This window comes from Burkholderia sp. SJZ089 (genome assembly GCF_007828315.1).
In the GTDB taxonomy this organism is placed as follows: Bacteria; Pseudomonadota; Gammaproteobacteria; order Burkholderiales; family Burkholderiaceae; genus Burkholderia; species Burkholderia gladioli.
Map to the genome: position 1 here is coordinate 14999 of NZ_VIUM01000017.1, position 15234 is coordinate 30232.

Genomic DNA, 15234 nt, shown 5'->3' on the forward strand with positions numbered 1-15234 from the left:
TGACGTTTCGGCGAGCCCCAGCAGGAGATGTCGATGGTGATCGTTCTGATGATGACGACCGTGCCCGATGCGGCCACGGCTCGCCTGCTCGCCGACGGTGCGCTGGGCGGCCGGCTCGCGGCATGCGTGTCGGAGCTCGGCACGATCCGCTCGAACTACCACTGGCAGGGCAAGGTCGAATCCGCGGAGGAGATCCAACTGCTGTTCAAGACGAGCGCGCAGCGCTCGCTTGAACTCGAGCGCTTCATCGCGTCCCATCATCCCTACGAGACGCCCGAAATCGTCTCGTGGCAGGCCACCGCCTCCGATGCCTATGGCGCCTGGGTGGCGGCCGAAACCAAACGCCTGTTCCATGTCTGATCGCCAATTCTCCGCGGCCGCCGGCCTGCGTCTGCTGCTCGCCTGCCTGGTGCTGTTCGCCTCGCTGTTCGGGATCTCGTCGGCCGCGCGGGCCGACGACGATTTCCTTGATCCGTCGGTCGCATTCCGCTTCAGCTCGAGCGAGGCGCCGGGACAGGTCGACGTCCACTTCAAGATCGCCGACGGCTACTACATGTATCGTGAGCGCTTCGCCTTTGCGGTGAAGAGCGGCAACGCGACGCTCGGCGAGGCGCAATCGCCCGCCGGCCACGTGAAGTACGACGAAACTTTCGCAAAGAACGTCGAAACCTACCGCGGCGAGGTGACGATCCACGTGCCGGTCGCCAAGGCGAGCGGGCCGTTCGACCTGTCGGTTACCTCCCAGGGCTGCGCCGACGGCGGGATCTGCTATCCGCCGGCCGAGCACGTCGTGCATGTCGACGGCGCGGCTCTGAAGGCTGCCGCCACGTCGAGCGCGGCGTCGCCGGTCCCGGCGGCGCAATCGCAATCGGTCGCGCCAGCCTTGCCCACGCCGCCTTCGCCCGTGACCGGCGCAGATTCGTCCTCGCCGGCTCCGGCCACCACCGCCGCACCCGCTCCGGCCCCGTCCGCCGACGGCAGCTGGTACGACCGCGTGACCAGCGCCGACTACGCGCAATCGCTGCTCGAAGGCCACGGCTTCCTGACCATCGTCGCGCTGTTCTTCGTGGCCGGCATGGTGTTGAGCCTGCTGCCCTGCTCCTACCCGATGATCCCGATCCTGTCGGCGATCATCATCGGCGAGGGCACCCAGGCGACGCGCGCACGCAGCTTCCTGCTGTCGCTGACCTATGTGGTGGGCATGGCCCTGGTCTACACGGTGCTCGGCATCGCCGCCGCGCTGGTCGGCCAGAGCCTCGGCGCCTGGCTGCAGAACCCGTGGATGCTGGGCGCCTTCGGTTTGCTGTTGACGGTGTTCGCGCTGACCCTGATCGGCGGTATCGACATCTCGCTGCCGCAGCGCTGGCAGGACGGCGCCGCGCAGGCATCGAGCCGGCGCTCGGGCGGTCGCTTCCTGGCGGTGGCCACCATGGGCGCGTTGTCGGCGCTGGTGGTCGGTGCCTGCATGACGGCGCCGCTGTTCGCCGTGCTGGCCTTCATCGCGCACACCGGCAACGCGCTGCTCGGCGGCGCCGCGCTGTTCACGATGGGGATCGGCCTGGGCGTGCCGTTGCTGATCATCGGCCTGGGTGCGGGCACCCTGCTGCCGCGCGCGGGCGCCTGGATGGATGGCGTCAAGGTGTTCTTCGGCGTGGTGCTGCTGGCGGCCGCCTTGTGGATCGTCTGGCCGGTGCTCGGCGCGTCCTGGCAGATCGGCCTGGCCGCGCTCTGGCTGCTGATCGCCGCGGCGGCCACCGGCCTGTTCACGCCGACAGCGGGCGGCATCTCGATCTGGCGCCGGCTCGGACGCGGCGTTGGCGCGGCCTTCGCGATCTGGGCCGCCGTGCTGCTGGTGGGCCTCGCGGCCGGCTCGACCGATCCGCTGCGTCCCTTGTCGGTCTTCGCCGGGCGCGGCGCGGCGGCGGGCCCGGCCGGCAGCGCCACGGCCAGCGCCGGTGCCCCCGAAGGCCCGGCCTTCGCGCCGGTGCGTTCCAGTACCGAGCTGGATCAGGTGATCAAGACCGCCGGCCGGCCCGTGATGCTCGACTTCTATGCCGATTGGTGCGTGTCCTGCAAGGAGATGGAGCACCTGACCTTCACCGACCCGCGCGTGCAGGCGCGTCTCGGCCAGTTGCACCTGGTGCGTGCCGACGTGACCGCCAACAACGCCGACGACCAGGCGCTGCTCAAGCGTTTCGGCCTGTTCGGGCCGCCGGGCATCATCGTGTTCGGCGCGGACGGTCGCGAACTGGGCCGGGTAGTGGGCTACCAGGCAGCCGACCGTTTCCTGCGCAGCCTCGATCGCGCCGGGGCACCGGCCGCGGCGCCCTCGGCCTGAGCTGCCTGCCACGGCGGGCAGCTCCGGATCCAATGAAAAAACGGCGAAGCGTCTGAAACGCTTCGCCGTTTTTTCATGCTCGCGCGCCTCGCGTGGCGCGCCGCGATTTACTTCTGATCGCGCAGCAGTCGCGCCGCATCGAGCGCGAAGTAGGTCAGCACGCCATCCGCGCCGGCGCGCTTGAAGGCGAGCAGCGACTCGAGCACCACCTTGTCGTGATCGAGCCAGCCGTTCTGCGCGGCGGCCTTCAGCATCGCGTATTCGCCGCTGACCTGGTAGACATAGGTCGGGAAACGGAACTCGTCCTTCACGCGACGCACGATATCGAGATACGGCATGCCGGGCTTGACCATTACCATGTCGGCGCCTTCCTCGATGTCGAGGCGGACTTCGCGCAGGGCCTCGTCGGAGTTCGACGGGTCCATCTGGTAGGTCATCTTGTTGCCTTTGCCGAGGTTCGAGGCCGAGCCGACCGCGTCGCGGAACGGGCCGTAGAACGCCGAGGCGTACTTGGCCGAGTAGGCCATGATGCGCGTGTGGATGTGGCCCTCGCTCTCGAGCATCTCGCGGATCGTGCCGATCCGGCCGTCCATCATGTCCGACGGCGCGACGATGTCGACCCCGGCCTCGGCCTGCGCCTGCGCCTGCTCGCTGAGGATCTCGAGCGTCACGTCGTTGATCACGTAGCCGTTCTCGTCGAGCACGCCGTCCTGGCCGTGGCTCGTGTACGGATCGAGCGCGACGTCGGTCAGCACGCCGAGATCGGGGAAATGCTTCTTCAGCTCGCGCACCGCGCGCGGGATCAAGCCCTCGGGATTGGTCGCCTCGCGGCCGTCGGGCGTCTTCAGCGAGGGTTCGATCGCCGGGAACAGCGACAGCACCGGCACGCCGAGCGCGACGCACTGCTCGGCGACGCCCATCAGCAGGTCGACCGAGACGCGCTCGACGCCGGGCATCGACGGCACCGCCTGGCGCACGTTGCTGCCCTCGACGACGAACACCGGCAGGATCAGGTCGTTGGTGGTGAGGAGGTTTTCGCGCATCAGGCGACGCGAGAAGTCGTCGCGGCGCATTCTGCGCGGACGGTGCAAGGGATGGAGGCTCATGACGGAATCGCTGGAATCAGTCTGAAGGAAGGCTTACGGAAGCCTTCGGTGAAATTTCGAGACAATGGTATATGATAGCGATCGAGCTTCGCGCCAAGGCGCGGCGCTCCCCGCTTCTCCTCCCTGAGCGGGTGCCTGTCGTTATTCGATTAGGCTGTTTGACCCGCCGCGAAACGGCGGGTTTTTTTATGCGCCAACCGACGGCAAGCCTCCGTTCGGGGCCGCGCACTCGGGCGCGGAGCGCTTATTCTGCAACAGCTGCGTCATCTTCGCCGGCGACCTCAGGCCGCAGCCAGCTCTCGACCAGCACGTGGGCCTCGTCGATCCCGGTGCGCTTGAGCGCCGAGAACAGCTGGCAGGTCAGCGCCCCTTCATACCCCGCGTCGCGATAGGCCTGGAGCGCCTTCTTGGTGTTGCGCAGCGCATTGACGCTTTCCTGGCGGGTCAATTTGTCGCACTTCGTCAGCAAGGTGTGGATCGGCTTGCCGGTCGGCGCGAACCACTCGATCATGCGGCAGTCGAGCTCGGTCAGCGGCCGGCGCGAATCCATCATCAGGATCATCCCGCACAATTGGGGCCGGGTCTTCAGGTAGGCCGACAGCAGCGCTTCCCAGTGCGCCTTGGCCGCGCCGGGCACTTCCGCGTAGCCGTAGCCGGGCAGGTCGACCAGGTTGGCGACCGGCTCGTCGGCAGGGCCGACCGAGAAGTAGTTGATGTGCTGGGTGCGGCCCGGCGTCTTCGAGGCGAAGGCGAGCCGCTTCTGGTTGCAGAGGATGTTGATCGCCGTCGATTTGCCCGCGTTGGACCGGCCAGCGAACGCGATTTCCGGGACCACGGTGGGCGGCAGGTCGCGCAGATGGTTGACGGTCGTGTAGAAACGGGCTTGATGGAGCAGGAAGGCCATGAGTGCGGACGGGGCGAGAGCGCGGTGCGACCGCGCGTGGAGGCGGGAAGCCCCGCAACGATCCGGACGGCAATTGCGCGCGGTAATCCGCGCAGTAACCCTGATAGCCGGAACGGGGCTTTAAACGCCATATTGTACAATACGGCGGTTTTCCCGAAGCCCTGCGGGCCTGTTGCAGGCGCTTTCTGCGGTAGACTGAGTGCCGTCGTTTGCAGAACCTCAAATTCCCACAAGACGAAACAGGGTGTGCGAATGAATCGACTGTGCAAGTCTCTGATAACGCTTCAGGTGGCGGCCGGGTTCGTGAGTTTCGTGGTTCAGGCACACGCGGCGGATGCGGCCAAGCCGGATCTGGACCGCGGCAAGGCGATCGCGACGGCCGTCTGCGCATCGTGCCACGGTGCCGATGGAAACAGCGCCACGGGCGCGTTCCCGAAGCTGGCCGGCCAGCATCCCGAGTATCTGGTCAAGCAGTTGCACGATTTCAAGACGCAGCCGGGCGCGAAGGGGCCGGCGCGCAACAGCTCGGTGATGGCCGGTTTCGCCGGCGCGCTGAGCGATGCGGATGCACGCAACGTGGCGGCCTACTACGGCGCCCAAGCGCCGAAACCCGGTGTCGCGCGCAATGCCGCGACGGTCGCGCTGGGGCAGAAGATCTACCGCGGCGGGATCGCCGAGAAGGGCGTGCCGGCTTGCGCGAGCTGCCACGGTCCGACCGGACAGGGAATTCCTGTACAGTATCCGCGCCTGTCGGGGCAGTGGGCCGATTACACGGTCGCGCAGCTCACCGCCTTCCAGCAGGGCGCGGGCGCACGCAACAACAACGAGCCGATGCATCAGATCGCATCGCGCCTGTCGGACAGCGAAGTGAAGGCGGTCGCCGATTACATCGCAGGCCTGCACTGAGCGCCCGGCAACGGGTATCGGGCGCATCGTCATGAATGGCGAGCGCGGGAACGAAGAGAGAAAGGGTGGGGCGCTGCCGCCAGGCGGGCGCCTTGCCCTTTTTTGTTGTCAGTCGGAGTGTGAATGAGCGTTACCACGCAAGGCATCGAGACCCGGACGCGTCGCCGCGCGCTGAACACCGCGATCGAGCTGATCAGCTCGATGCGCTTCGCGATCGCGCTGCTGGTCGTGCTGGCGATCGCGAGCATCATCGGCACCGTGCTCACGCAGGACGATCCCTATCCGAACTACGTGAACCAGTTCGGTCCGTTCTGGGCCGACATCTTCCGCGCGATCGGCCTCTACACGGTCTACAGCGCCTGGTGGTTCATGCTGATCCTGCTGTTCCTGGTGGTGTCGCTGTCGCTCTGCGTGCTGCGCAACGGCCCGAAGATGCTGGCCGACGTGCGCAGCTGGAAGGACAAGGTGCGCGAGGGCAGCCTGCGCGCCTTTCATCACAAGGCCGAGTTCGCCGTGCCCGGCGAGCGCGCGCAGGTGGCCCAGGCGCTCGCCGGCTTCGTCGCCAAGGCCGGCTACAAGCAGGTGATCCGCGAATCCGAGGGCGCCACCCTGATCGCCGCCAAGCGCGGCGCGATGACCAAGTACGGCTATATCGCCGCCCACCTGGCGATCGTGGTGATCTGCATCGGCGGCCTGCTCGACAGCAACCTGCCGATCCATTTCCAGATGTGGCTGTTCGGCAAGTCGCCCGTCAACACCAGCGCGCCGATCAGCGAGATCGGGCCCGAGCACCGGCTGTCGGCGTCCAACCCGACCTTCCGCGGCTATGCCTGGGTGCCGGAGGGCCAGTATGTCTCGACCGCGATCCTGAACCAGCCGAACGGCTCGCTGATCCAGGACCTGCCGTTCTCGATCCAGCTCGACAAGTTCATCGTCGACTACTACTCGACCGGCATGCCCAAGCTGTTCGCCAGCGACATCGTGGTGATCGATCGCGAGACCGGCAAGCGCATCCCGGCGCGCGTCGAGGTCAACAAGCCCTTCACCTACAAGGGCGTGTCGATCTACCAGTCGAGCTTCCAGGACGGCGGCTCGCAGATGCAGATGACCGCCTTCCCGATGTCGGGCGCGAGCGGCAAGACCTTCCCCGTCAACGGCGTGATCGGCAATGCGGTGCCGCTGGCCGGCCATGCCGGCGACACCATCGAGTTCGCCGACTTCCGCGCCATCAACGTGGAGAACGTCACCGACGCGAGCGGCAAGACCGACGTGCGCGGCGTGGGCACCACGCATTCGCTCAAGGAAGCGCTCGACGAGCGGCTCGGCTCGGGCGCCAAGACATCGACGCCGGTGAACCTGCACAATGTCGGCCCCTCGGTCCAGTACAAGGTACGCGGCCAGGACGGCCAGGCGCGCGAGTTCAACAACTACATGCTGCCGGTCGAGATCGGCGGCGACCGGCTGTTCCTGGCCGGCGTGCGGCTGAGCCCCAACGACCCGTTCCGCTACTTGCGCATCCCCGCCGATGCCGACGATTCGGTCAACGAATGGATGCGCATGCGCGCCGCGCTCGCGGACCCGGCGGTGCGCCGCGAGGCCGCCGCGCGCTTCGCGCAGGCCTCGCTGCCGAACGCCGACGCGGGCCTGCGCACGCGGCTCGACGACAGCGCGCTGCGTGTCCTGACCCTGTTCGCCGGTGCCGACCCGAGCGCGGGCCGCCAGCCCGACGGCAGCACCACCGGCGGCTTCCAGGCGGTGGCGGGCTTCATCGACCAGTCGGTGCCCAAGACCGAGCAGGAGAAGGCCGCCGGCCTGCTGCTGCGCATGCTGGAAGGCGCGATGTGGCAGGTCTGGGAGGTCGCGCGCGAGCAGGCGGGCGTGGCGCCGATCAAGCAGACGGCCGAGACGGCGCGCTTCGTGCAGAACGCCATCAACGCGCTGTCGGACAGCTTCCTGTATGGCGCGCCGGTCTATTTGCGGCTCGATTCATATAAGCAGGTGCAAGCTTCGGTATTCCAGTTGACACGTGCGCCTGGTAAAAATCTGGTGTATCTTGGCAGCCTGCTGCTGGTGTTCGGCATCTTCTCCATGTTCTACGTGCGCGAACGCCGGCTCTGGCTCTGGCTCAAGGACACGCCGGCAGGCGTGGGCGTCGTGATGGCGATGTCGACGGCCCGCCGGACATTCGATTTCGAGAAGGAGTTCGCGCAGACGCGCGACGCGGTGGGCAAGGTGCTCGGCAACGAACCCGTCGCCGCGGTGCCTGCCGGGCGCGATACCGATCTCCACGACTCCCCACGGTAACGTCATGGATCTGACCCAGGCTTCCTCGTCACCGGCGCCGCGCGGCCGCGCCGAAGCGGCGCCCGCCGCCGCTCCCGCCACGGCTTCGCTTGCCGCGTTGTTCGACGATCGTCCCTTCTACCGCCGCCTGTCCCTCGTCGACTGGTTGTTCGCGCTGGCGATGGTGGTGGGCGCCGGCTTTGCCCTGGTGCACTACCAGTCGCACATGGACTACTACGACCAGGCGGTGATGACGGGCGCGACCGTCGCGCTGGTCGGGCTGGGCTGGCGCTGGAAGCCGGCCCGGCTGCTGATGGCCCTGATCGCGGTGCTCTCGCTGCTGTCGCTGAATCTCTATCACGGCGACCTGTCCCGGGCCGATTCGACTTTCTTCCTCAAGTACTTCCTGTCGAGCCAGTCCGCCATCCTGTGGATGAGCGCGCTGTTCGTGTTCGCCACCGTGTTCTACTGGATCGGCCTGCTGAGCCGCTCGCCGACCGGCGCCGCGATCGGCCAGAAGATGACCTGGGCCGCGGTGCTGATGGGCTTCACCGGGCTGATGGTGCGCTGGTACGAGTCCTACCTGATCGGCGCCGACGTCGGTCATATCCCGGTCTCGAACCTCTACGAAGTGTTCGTGCTGTTCAGCCTGATCACGGCCCTGCTCTACCTCTACTACGAAGGCCATTACGGCACGCGCGCGCTGGGCGCCTTCGTGCTGCTGGTGATCAGCGCGGCGGTCGGCTTCCTGATGTGGTACTCGATCGCGCGTGACGCGCAGCAGATCCAGCCGCTGGTGCCGGCGCTGCAGAGCTGGTGGATGAAGATCCACGTGCCGGCCAACTTCATCGGCTACGGCAGCTTCGCGCTGTCGGCGATGGTCAGCGTTGCCTACCTGCTCAAGGAACGCGGCGTGCTCGCCGATCGCCTGCCGACGCTCGAGGTGCTCGACGACGTGATGTACAAGTCGATCGCGGTCGGCTTCGCGTTCTTCACGATCGCCACCATCCTCGGCGCGTTGTGGGCCGCCGAAGCCTGGGGCGGCTACTGGAGCTGGGACCCGAAGGAGACCTGGGCGCTGATCGTCTGGCTCAACTACGCGGCCTGGCTGCACATGCGCCTGATGAAGGGCTTGCGCGGCGGCGTGGCCGCCTGGTGGGCGCTGACGGGCCTGCTGGTCACGACCTTCGCCTTCCTCGGCGTGAACATGTTCCTGTCCGGGCTGCATAGCTACGGCAAGCTGTAAGCTTCGCCCGCGTGTCACCTCGAACCGATTCGAAAAACCGCCGCCGCCCCTGCCTGGACGCGGCGGTTTTTTCTTGCCATGCCGCTCGCGCCGTTCGCGCGGCGGAGGATTCACCGTATCGCCGCCGGCTTCGGTAGCCGGCGTGGAGACCGCTCATGTTGATCAGGACCACGCGCCGGCGCCTGCTTGCCGGCGACGACATTCCACGCGACGAGATCACCTCGCCCGCCGTCTTCGCCGCGCGCCGCGGCGTGCTGCGCGCGGCCGGCGCGATGGCCGCCGGCGGCCTGTGCGGCCTGCCGGCCAGCGCGCTGGCGAACTACCGCTCGCCGAACCCGGCCGCGCACGCGCTGGCTGCCACCACCAACGCGAAGTTCGTGGTGCCCGACAAGGTCACGCCCTACAAGGACCTGACGACCTACAACAACTTCTACGAGTTCGGTACCGGCAAGGGCGACCCCGCGCAGAACGCCGGCTCGCTGCGGCCGCGGCCCTGGCGCGTGAGCGTGGAGGGTGAGGTGAAGGCGCCCAAGGTCTACGACATCGACGAACTGCTCAAGCTGGCGCCGCTGGAGGAGCGCGTCTACCGGCATCGCTGCGTGGAAGGCTGGTCGATGGTGATTCCCTGGATCGGCATCCCGCTCGCGGAGCTGATCCGCCGCGTGCAGCCGAACGCGAACGCCAAGTACGTGCAGTTCGTCACGCTGGCCGATCCCTCGCAGATGCCCGGGCTGGCCGAGCCGATCCTCGACTGGCCCTATTCGGAAGGCTTGCGCATGGACGAGGCGATGAACCCGCTGACGCTGCTGACGATGGGCGTCTACGGCCAGGTGCTGCCGAACCAGAACGGCGCGCCGGTGCGGATCGTGGTGCCCTGGAAATACGGCTTCAAGAGCGCGAAGTCGATCGTCAAGATCCGCTTCGTCGAGCAGCAGCCGAAGACCAGCTGGAACAGCTACGCCTCGAACGAATACGGCTTCTATTCGAACGTGAACCCCGAGGTCGACCACCCGCGCTGGAGCCAGGCGACCGAGCGGCGCATCGGCGAGGACGGTTTCTTCACGCCCAAGCGCAAGACGCTGATGTTCAACGGCTACGGCGATCTGGTCGCATCGATGTATCGCGGCATGGATCTGCGCAAGAACTTCTAGGCGGCACGCGGTGGACGAAAATCTTCGCCTGGCGGCCAGCGCGGGCCGCGCCGCGCGTGCGTCGGCCACGCCTGGCTGGCTGCGCATCGCGAAACCGGTGGTGTTCCTGGCCGGCCTGTTCCCGCTCGCGCGGCTCGTCGTGCTGGGCTTCACCGGCGGGCTCGGCGCCAATCCGATCGAGTTCGTCACGCGCTCGACCGGGCTCTGGACCCTGGTGATCCTGTGCGTGACGCTGGCCGTCACGCCGCTGCGGCGGCTCACCGGTATCAACGCGCTGCTGCGGCTGCGGCGCATGATCGGGCTGTTCGCGTTCTTCTACGCGCTGCTGCACTTCACCACCTACTTCTGGTTCGACAAGTGGTTCGACCTGCCGGCGATCCTGAAGGACGTGTTCAAGCGGCCCTTCATCACCGTCGGCTTCGCGGCCTTCCTGCTGCTGATCCCGCTGGCGCTCAGCTCGCCGCGCGCCGCGGCGCGCCGGCTGGGGCGCCACTGGCAGCGCCTGCATCGGCTGATCTACGCGATCGCGGTGCTGGCGATCCTGCACTTCTGGTGGATGCGGGCCGGCAAGCACGACCTCGCGCTGCCCAAGCTGTATGGCGCGATCGTGCTGGTGCTGCTGGGCTGGCGGGTGGTGGCCGCGCTGCGCGCGAGGCGGCGCGGCGTCTGAGATCGGCGAGCCGGCAGCGCCGGTGCCGAACGCCTGGCGCTGCCGGCTGTAGTCAAGAAAAAAGCGATGCGCCTCACGGTTCGCATCGCTTTTTTTCAGACGGCGTCGCGGCCGCTCATTCCGCGTCGGGCAGGATCGCCTCGTCGCCGAACAGGCTTTCGATGGTTTCGCGCGGGCGCACCAGGTAGGCGTTGACGCCGTCGACCAGCACCTCGGCCGCGCGCGCTCGCGTATTGTAGTTCGAGCTCATCACGAAGCCGTAGGCGCCGGCCGAGCGAATCGCCAGCAGTTCGCCCGGGGCGATCGCCAGCGTGCGCTCGCGGCCGAGCCAGTCGCCGCTCTCGCAGACCGGGCCGACCACGTCGTAGACGGCGCTGGCATGCCCGCTTTGCTCCTTGACCGGCACGATGGCGTGATAGGCCTCGTACATGGCCGGGCGCGCCAGGTCGTTCATGGCCGCGTCGACGATCGCGAAGTTCTTCTCCTCGCCCGGCTTGAGGAATTCGACGCGCGTGAGCAGGATGCCGGCATTGCCGGTCAGCGAGCGGCCCGGCTCGAAATAGACCTCGCGCTGGCCGTGGCCGCGCGCGTCGAGCCTGGCGAACAGCGCCGCCACGAACTCGCCGATCGCGGGCGGCGTCTCGTCGGCATAGGTGATGCCCAGGCCGCCGCCGATGTCGACGTGATGGATCGGGATGCCGTCGGCCTCGATCTGCTCGACCAGGTCGAGCACCTTGTCGAGCGCGTCGAGATAGGGGCTCAGTTCGGTGATCTGCGAGCCGATGTGGCAGTCGATGCCGACCACCTGCAGGTTCGGCAGCGCGGCCGCGGCGCGGTAGCTGGCGCGCGCCTCGGCGAAGGCCACGCCGAACTTGTTGGCCTTCAGGCCGGTGGAGATGTAGGGATGCGTCTTCGGGTCGACGTCGGGATTCACGCGCAGCGAGACCGGCGCGCGCTTGCCGAGCGAGCCGGCCACTTCGTCGAGGCGGTCGAGCTCGGGGATCGACTCGACGTTGAAGCACTTCACGCCGGCCTGCAGCGCCACACGCATTTCCTCGGCGCTCTTGCCGACGCCCGAGAACACCACGTTTTCCGCCTTGCCGCCGGCCGCCAGCACGCGCGCGAGCTCGCCGCCCGAGACGATGTCGAAGCCGGCGCCCAGGCGCGCGAACACGTTCAGCACGCCGAGGTTGCTGTTCGCCTTGACGGCCACGTGGATCGCGGCGCGGCGACCCTCGCAGGCCTGCGCATAGGCCTGGTAGGCGGCCGTCAGCGCGGCGCGCGAATAGACGTAGAGCGGCGTGTCGAAGTGTTCGGCGAGCTTGTCGGTCGGAATGCCCTCGGCATGCAGCGTGCCGTTGACGTAATCAAAAACGGGGTGAGTCATCCGGAATCATCGAGTGGGGGTGGCGGCGGAGGCCGGGGCCGGCGCGGCGAGCGCCGGCGAAAGCTGCAGCGTGGTGCCGGCGGAGGCGGAGATCGGCTCGGCGCCGGACGCGGCGCTGGCGTCCGAGGCGGCATCCTCGGTGGCGGGCACGGTCTCGACGGTCGGTTTCGCGGGCAAGGGCGGCACGACGGGCAGATAGAGCGCGCCGCGTTGACCGCAGCCGGCCAGCGCCAAAGCCGCTACAATCGCGCTCATCTGGAAAACGACACGCATGATCGTCCCTAAACAATTGAATCGACAGAGTTTAGCATGAGCGACACCGAATACCTGACCCGCGCCGAGGCCGTCCTGGCGGCCGTCGAGCGCTGCGTGGACGAGGCCAACGAGGGCGATCTCGACATCGATCTCGGCCGTAACGGCAGCGTGGTCACGCTGAGTTTCGAGAACGGCACGAAGATCATCGTGAACCTGCAGCCGCCGATGAAGGAGGTCTGGATCGCGGCCAAGTCGGGCGGCTTCCATTACCGCTACCTCGACGGCGCCTGGCGCGACACGCGCTCGGGCGACGAGTTCTTCGAGGCGCTCACGCGCTATGCCAGCGAGCAGGCCGGCGAGCCGGTGAAGTTCAGCGCCTGAACGCAGCGGCGGGGCGGCTGCCTTCCGCTATCTCCCGATGCCGCCCCCGAATTAAAAAGAGCGACCCGCGGGTCGCTCTTTTGCTTGCGGGCGGCTGGCCGCTCGCTCAGTTGCCGCCCTGGAACAGGTTCATGATGTCCTGCCGTTCCTGCTCGTCCACGTGCGGGACCGACGCGTCCAGCGGCGAGGCGGCCTGCGCGACGCCGACCGTCGAGACGAAGCCGTGGCCCGGCGTGAACTCGGAGAAGTACAGCTCGTCGCCGATGGTGGTCACGTCGTCCGGCATCGGCATGCGATAGGCCGGCACGTTCTTCAGCGAGGGCCCCATGTAGTCGATCCAGACCGGCAGGGCCAGGCCGCCGCCGGTCTCGCGGTCGCCGAGGCTGCGCGGGTTGTCGTAGCCGATCCAGGCGATCGCGGCCAGCGTGTGCTGGTAGCCGGCGAACCAGGCGTCGCGCGAATCGTTGGTGGTGCCGGTCTTGCCGCCCAGGTCGGTGCGCTTGAGCACGTTGGTCTTGGCGCCGGTGCCGCGCTGCGCCACGCTCTGCAGCAGGCTGTTCATCACGTAGGCGTTGCGCGCGTCGATCGCGCGCGGCGCGTTCTGCTCGGCCACCAGCGGCTGGGCGCGCGCCACCACGTTGCCGCTCGAGTCGGTCACCTCGGCGATCAGGTAGGGATTGACGCGATAGCCGCCGTTGGCGAACACCGCGTAGGCGCCCGCCATCTGCAGCGGCGTGACCAGGCCCGCGCCGAGCGCCATCGGCAGGTAGGCCGGGTGGCGTTCCGCGTCGAAGCCGAAGCGCGTGATGTACTGCTGCGCGTACTTGGTGCCGATGTAGTTCAGGATCCGGATCGACACCAGGTTGCGCGAGCGCATCAGCGCGGTGCGCATCGGCTCGGGGCCGTCGAAGCCGCCGCCGTAGTTCTTCGGCTCCCATGGCTGGCCGCCCGTCTCGGCGGCGCTGAAGAACAGCGGGCCATCGTTGATGATGGTGGCCGGCCCCAGGCCCTTGTCGAGCGAGGCCGAGTAGATGAAGGGCTTGAAGCTCGAGCCGGGCTGCCGCCAGGCCTGCGTGACGTGGTTGAACTTGTTCTTGTTGAAGTCGAAGCCGCCCACCAGCGAACGGATCGCGCCGTCCTGCGGCACGATCGAGATGAAGGCGCCCTCGATCTGCGGCAACTGGGTGATGGCCCATTCGCCATTGTCGGTCTTGACCACGCGCACGATCGCGCCGGGACGGATGCGCCGGTTCGGCTGCGCGTTGGCCGCCAGCGAGGCCGCGGCGAAGCGCAGGTTGGCGCCGGCGAGCGTGGCGCTGCTGCCGTCGACGAAGCTGACCTGGACCTGCTTCGGATTCGCGTCGGTGACCACCGCGGCGATCAGCTCGCCATTGTCGGGATGGTCGAGCAGCGCGTCGTCGATCGCCTGCTCGCGCTCGGTGGCGTCGGCCGGCAGTTCGATGAAGGCTTCCGGGCCGCGATAGCCGTGCCGGCGCTCGTAGTCCATCAGGCCGCGACGCAGCGCCTGGTAGGCCAGCGTCTGGTCGGCCGAATCGACCGTGGTCACCACGTTGAAGCCGCGCGTATAGGTTTCGTCCTTGTACTGCGCGTACATCATCTGGCGCACCATCTCGGCGATGTACTCGGCGTGCACGCTGTACTCGCGCGTCGCGCTCTTCACCACCAGCGGCTGCGCCACCGCCTCGTCGTACTGCTCGCGCGTGATGAAGTTCAGCTCCAGCATGCGCTCCAGGATGTACTGCTGGCGCACCTTGGCGCGCTTGGGATTGACCACCGGGTTGTAGGCCGAGGGCGCCTTGGGCAGCCCGGCCAGCATCGCCGCCTCGGCCAGCGTCAGGTCCTTGAGGTCCTTGCCGAAATACACGCGCGCCGCGCTCGCGAAGCCATAGGCGCGCTGGCCGAGATAGATCTGATTCATGTAGACCTCGAGAATCTGATCCTTGCTCAGCGCGCGCTCGATGCGGTAGGCCAGCAGCATCTCGTAGATCTTGCGCGTGTAGGTCTTCTCGCTCGACAGGAAGAAGTTGCGCGCCACCTGCATGGTGATGGTGCTGGCGCCCTGGGTCGCGTGGCCGTTGGTCAGCGCCACCACGCCGGCGCGCACGATGCCGGTCAGGTCGACGCCGCCGTGTTCGTAGAAGCGCGCGTCCTCGATCGCGAGGATCGCGTTCTTCAGCGAGTCGGGCACGTCCTGGATATGGACGATGTCGCGCCGTTCCTCGCCGAACTCGCCGATCAGCACGTGATCGGCCGTGTAGATGCGCAGCGGCACCTTCGGCCGGTAGTCGGTCAGCGCGTCGAGCGAGGGCATGTTCGGCCACGCCACCACCAGCGCGTAGCCGAGCACCAGGGCCGCGCTCAGTGCCAGCGCGGCGCACAGTCCGACCAGGCCGAGCAGCAGCTTGAGCCACAGCGGTCGCTTGCGCGGCGGCGGGGGCGGAGGCGGCGGCGGTTCGGCGGCCGGCGGCGGGGGCGACGGAGGTTCGGCGGCCGACGGCGGCGGGGACGTGGGATTGGTGGGTTGCATAGGCATACCGGAAAACAGTCCCGCGATTATAAACGCCCGCTATGCGCCTTCCTGGTGCA

13 protein-coding genes are annotated in these 15234 nt (G+C 67.7%); 8 read left to right on the forward strand and 5 right to left on the reverse strand.

Features of this window, described 5'->3' with window-relative positions; all coding sequences use genetic code 11:
- Window positions 1-33 precede the first annotated feature (33 nt).
- Together cutA and dsbD are read left to right on the forward strand one after the other, a co-directional pair.
- A complete protein-coding gene (gene cutA, locus FB600_RS27350) occupies window positions 34-360 on the forward strand; it encodes a divalent-cation tolerance protein CutA (protein ID WP_096750676.1) in 327 nt (108 codons plus the stop codon).
- A complete protein-coding gene (gene dsbD / locus FB600_RS27355; protein WP_098154629.1) occupies window positions 353-2338 on the forward strand; it encodes a protein-disulfide reductase DsbD in 1986 nt (661 codons plus the stop codon). The genes cutA and dsbD overlap by 8 nt, the downstream gene beginning before the upstream one ends.
- A 107-nt stretch (window positions 2339-2445) precedes the next feature.
- On the opposite strand, the gene hemB is transcribed toward dsbD, so the two are convergent.
- Both hemB and yihA read right to left on the reverse strand, forming a co-directional pair.
- The gene (gene hemB, locus FB600_RS27360) at window positions 2446-3444 is read right to left on the reverse strand and encodes a porphobilinogen synthase (RefSeq protein ID WP_013696388.1); all 999 of its coding nucleotides are present in this window, start codon (window positions 3442-3444) and stop codon (window positions 2446-2448) included.
- 244 nt (window positions 3445-3688) lie between these two features.
- A complete protein-coding gene (gene yihA / locus FB600_RS27365) occupies window positions 3689-4348 on the reverse strand; it encodes a ribosome biogenesis GTP-binding protein YihA/YsxC (RefSeq protein ID WP_013696389.1) in 660 nt (219 codons plus the stop codon).
- 252 nt (window positions 4349-4600) lie between these two features.
- On the opposite strand from yihA, the gene FB600_RS27370 reads away from it, so the two are divergent.
- The 5 genes from FB600_RS27370 to msrQ all read left to right on the forward strand — a co-directional run bounded on the left by FB600_RS27370 (window position 4601) and on the right by msrQ (window position 10604).
- Window positions 4601-5254, forward strand: coding sequence for a c-type cytochrome (locus FB600_RS27370; RefSeq protein WP_096749851.1), 654 nt, complete (start codon window positions 4601-4603; stop codon window positions 5252-5254).
- Window positions 5255-5377: 123 nt separating this feature from the next.
- A complete protein-coding gene (locus FB600_RS27375) occupies window positions 5378-7558 on the forward strand; it encodes a cytochrome c biogenesis protein ResB (protein ID WP_145757716.1) in 2181 nt (726 codons plus the stop codon).
- 4 nt (window positions 7559-7562) lie between these two features.
- Window positions 7563-8783 carry a c-type cytochrome biogenesis protein CcsB gene (gene ccsB / locus FB600_RS27380; protein WP_036033478.1) on the forward strand — a complete coding sequence of 407 codons (1221 nt, stop codon included), beginning with the start codon at window positions 7563-7565 and terminating at the stop codon, window positions 8781-8783.
- Between the two features lie 155 nt (window positions 8784-8938).
- On the forward strand, window positions 8939-9934 hold the full coding sequence (gene msrP / locus FB600_RS27385) for a protein-methionine-sulfoxide reductase catalytic subunit MsrP (RefSeq protein ID WP_036048491.1): 996 nt from the start codon (window positions 8939-8941) through the stop codon (window positions 9932-9934).
- 10 nt (window positions 9935-9944) lie between these two features.
- On the forward strand, window positions 9945-10604 hold the full coding sequence (gene msrQ, locus FB600_RS27390) for a protein-methionine-sulfoxide reductase heme-binding subunit MsrQ (protein ID WP_175427758.1): 660 nt from the start codon (window positions 9945-9947) through the stop codon (window positions 10602-10604).
- A 115-nt stretch (window positions 10605-10719) separates the two neighbouring features.
- Here msrQ and lysA read toward each other — a convergent pair whose 3' ends face one another.
- Window positions 10720-11991, reverse strand: coding sequence for a diaminopimelate decarboxylase (gene lysA, locus FB600_RS27395; protein WP_013696395.1), 1272 nt, complete (start codon window positions 11989-11991; stop codon window positions 10720-10722).
- Window positions 11992-11997: 6 nt separating this feature from the next.
- Window positions 11998-12264 carry an LPS translocon maturation chaperone LptM gene (gene lptM, locus FB600_RS27400; RefSeq protein WP_145757715.1) on the reverse strand — a complete coding sequence of 89 codons (267 nt, stop codon included), beginning with the start codon at window positions 12262-12264 and terminating at the stop codon, window positions 11998-12000.
- A 36-nt stretch (window positions 12265-12300) separates the two neighbouring features.
- On the opposite strand from lptM, the gene cyaY reads away from it, so the two are divergent.
- Window positions 12301-12627 carry an iron donor protein CyaY gene (cyaY, locus tag FB600_RS27405; RefSeq protein ID WP_013696397.1) on the forward strand — a complete coding sequence of 109 codons (327 nt, stop codon included), beginning with the start codon at window positions 12301-12303 and terminating at the stop codon, window positions 12625-12627.
- 106 nt (window positions 12628-12733) lie between these two features.
- On the opposite strand, the gene FB600_RS27410 is transcribed toward cyaY, so the two are convergent.
- Window positions 12734-15175, reverse strand: a complete 2442-nt coding sequence (locus FB600_RS27410; protein ID WP_186188547.1) for a penicillin-binding protein 1A — start codon at window positions 15173-15175, stop codon at window positions 12734-12736.
- Window positions 15176-15234: the final 59 nt, after the last annotated feature.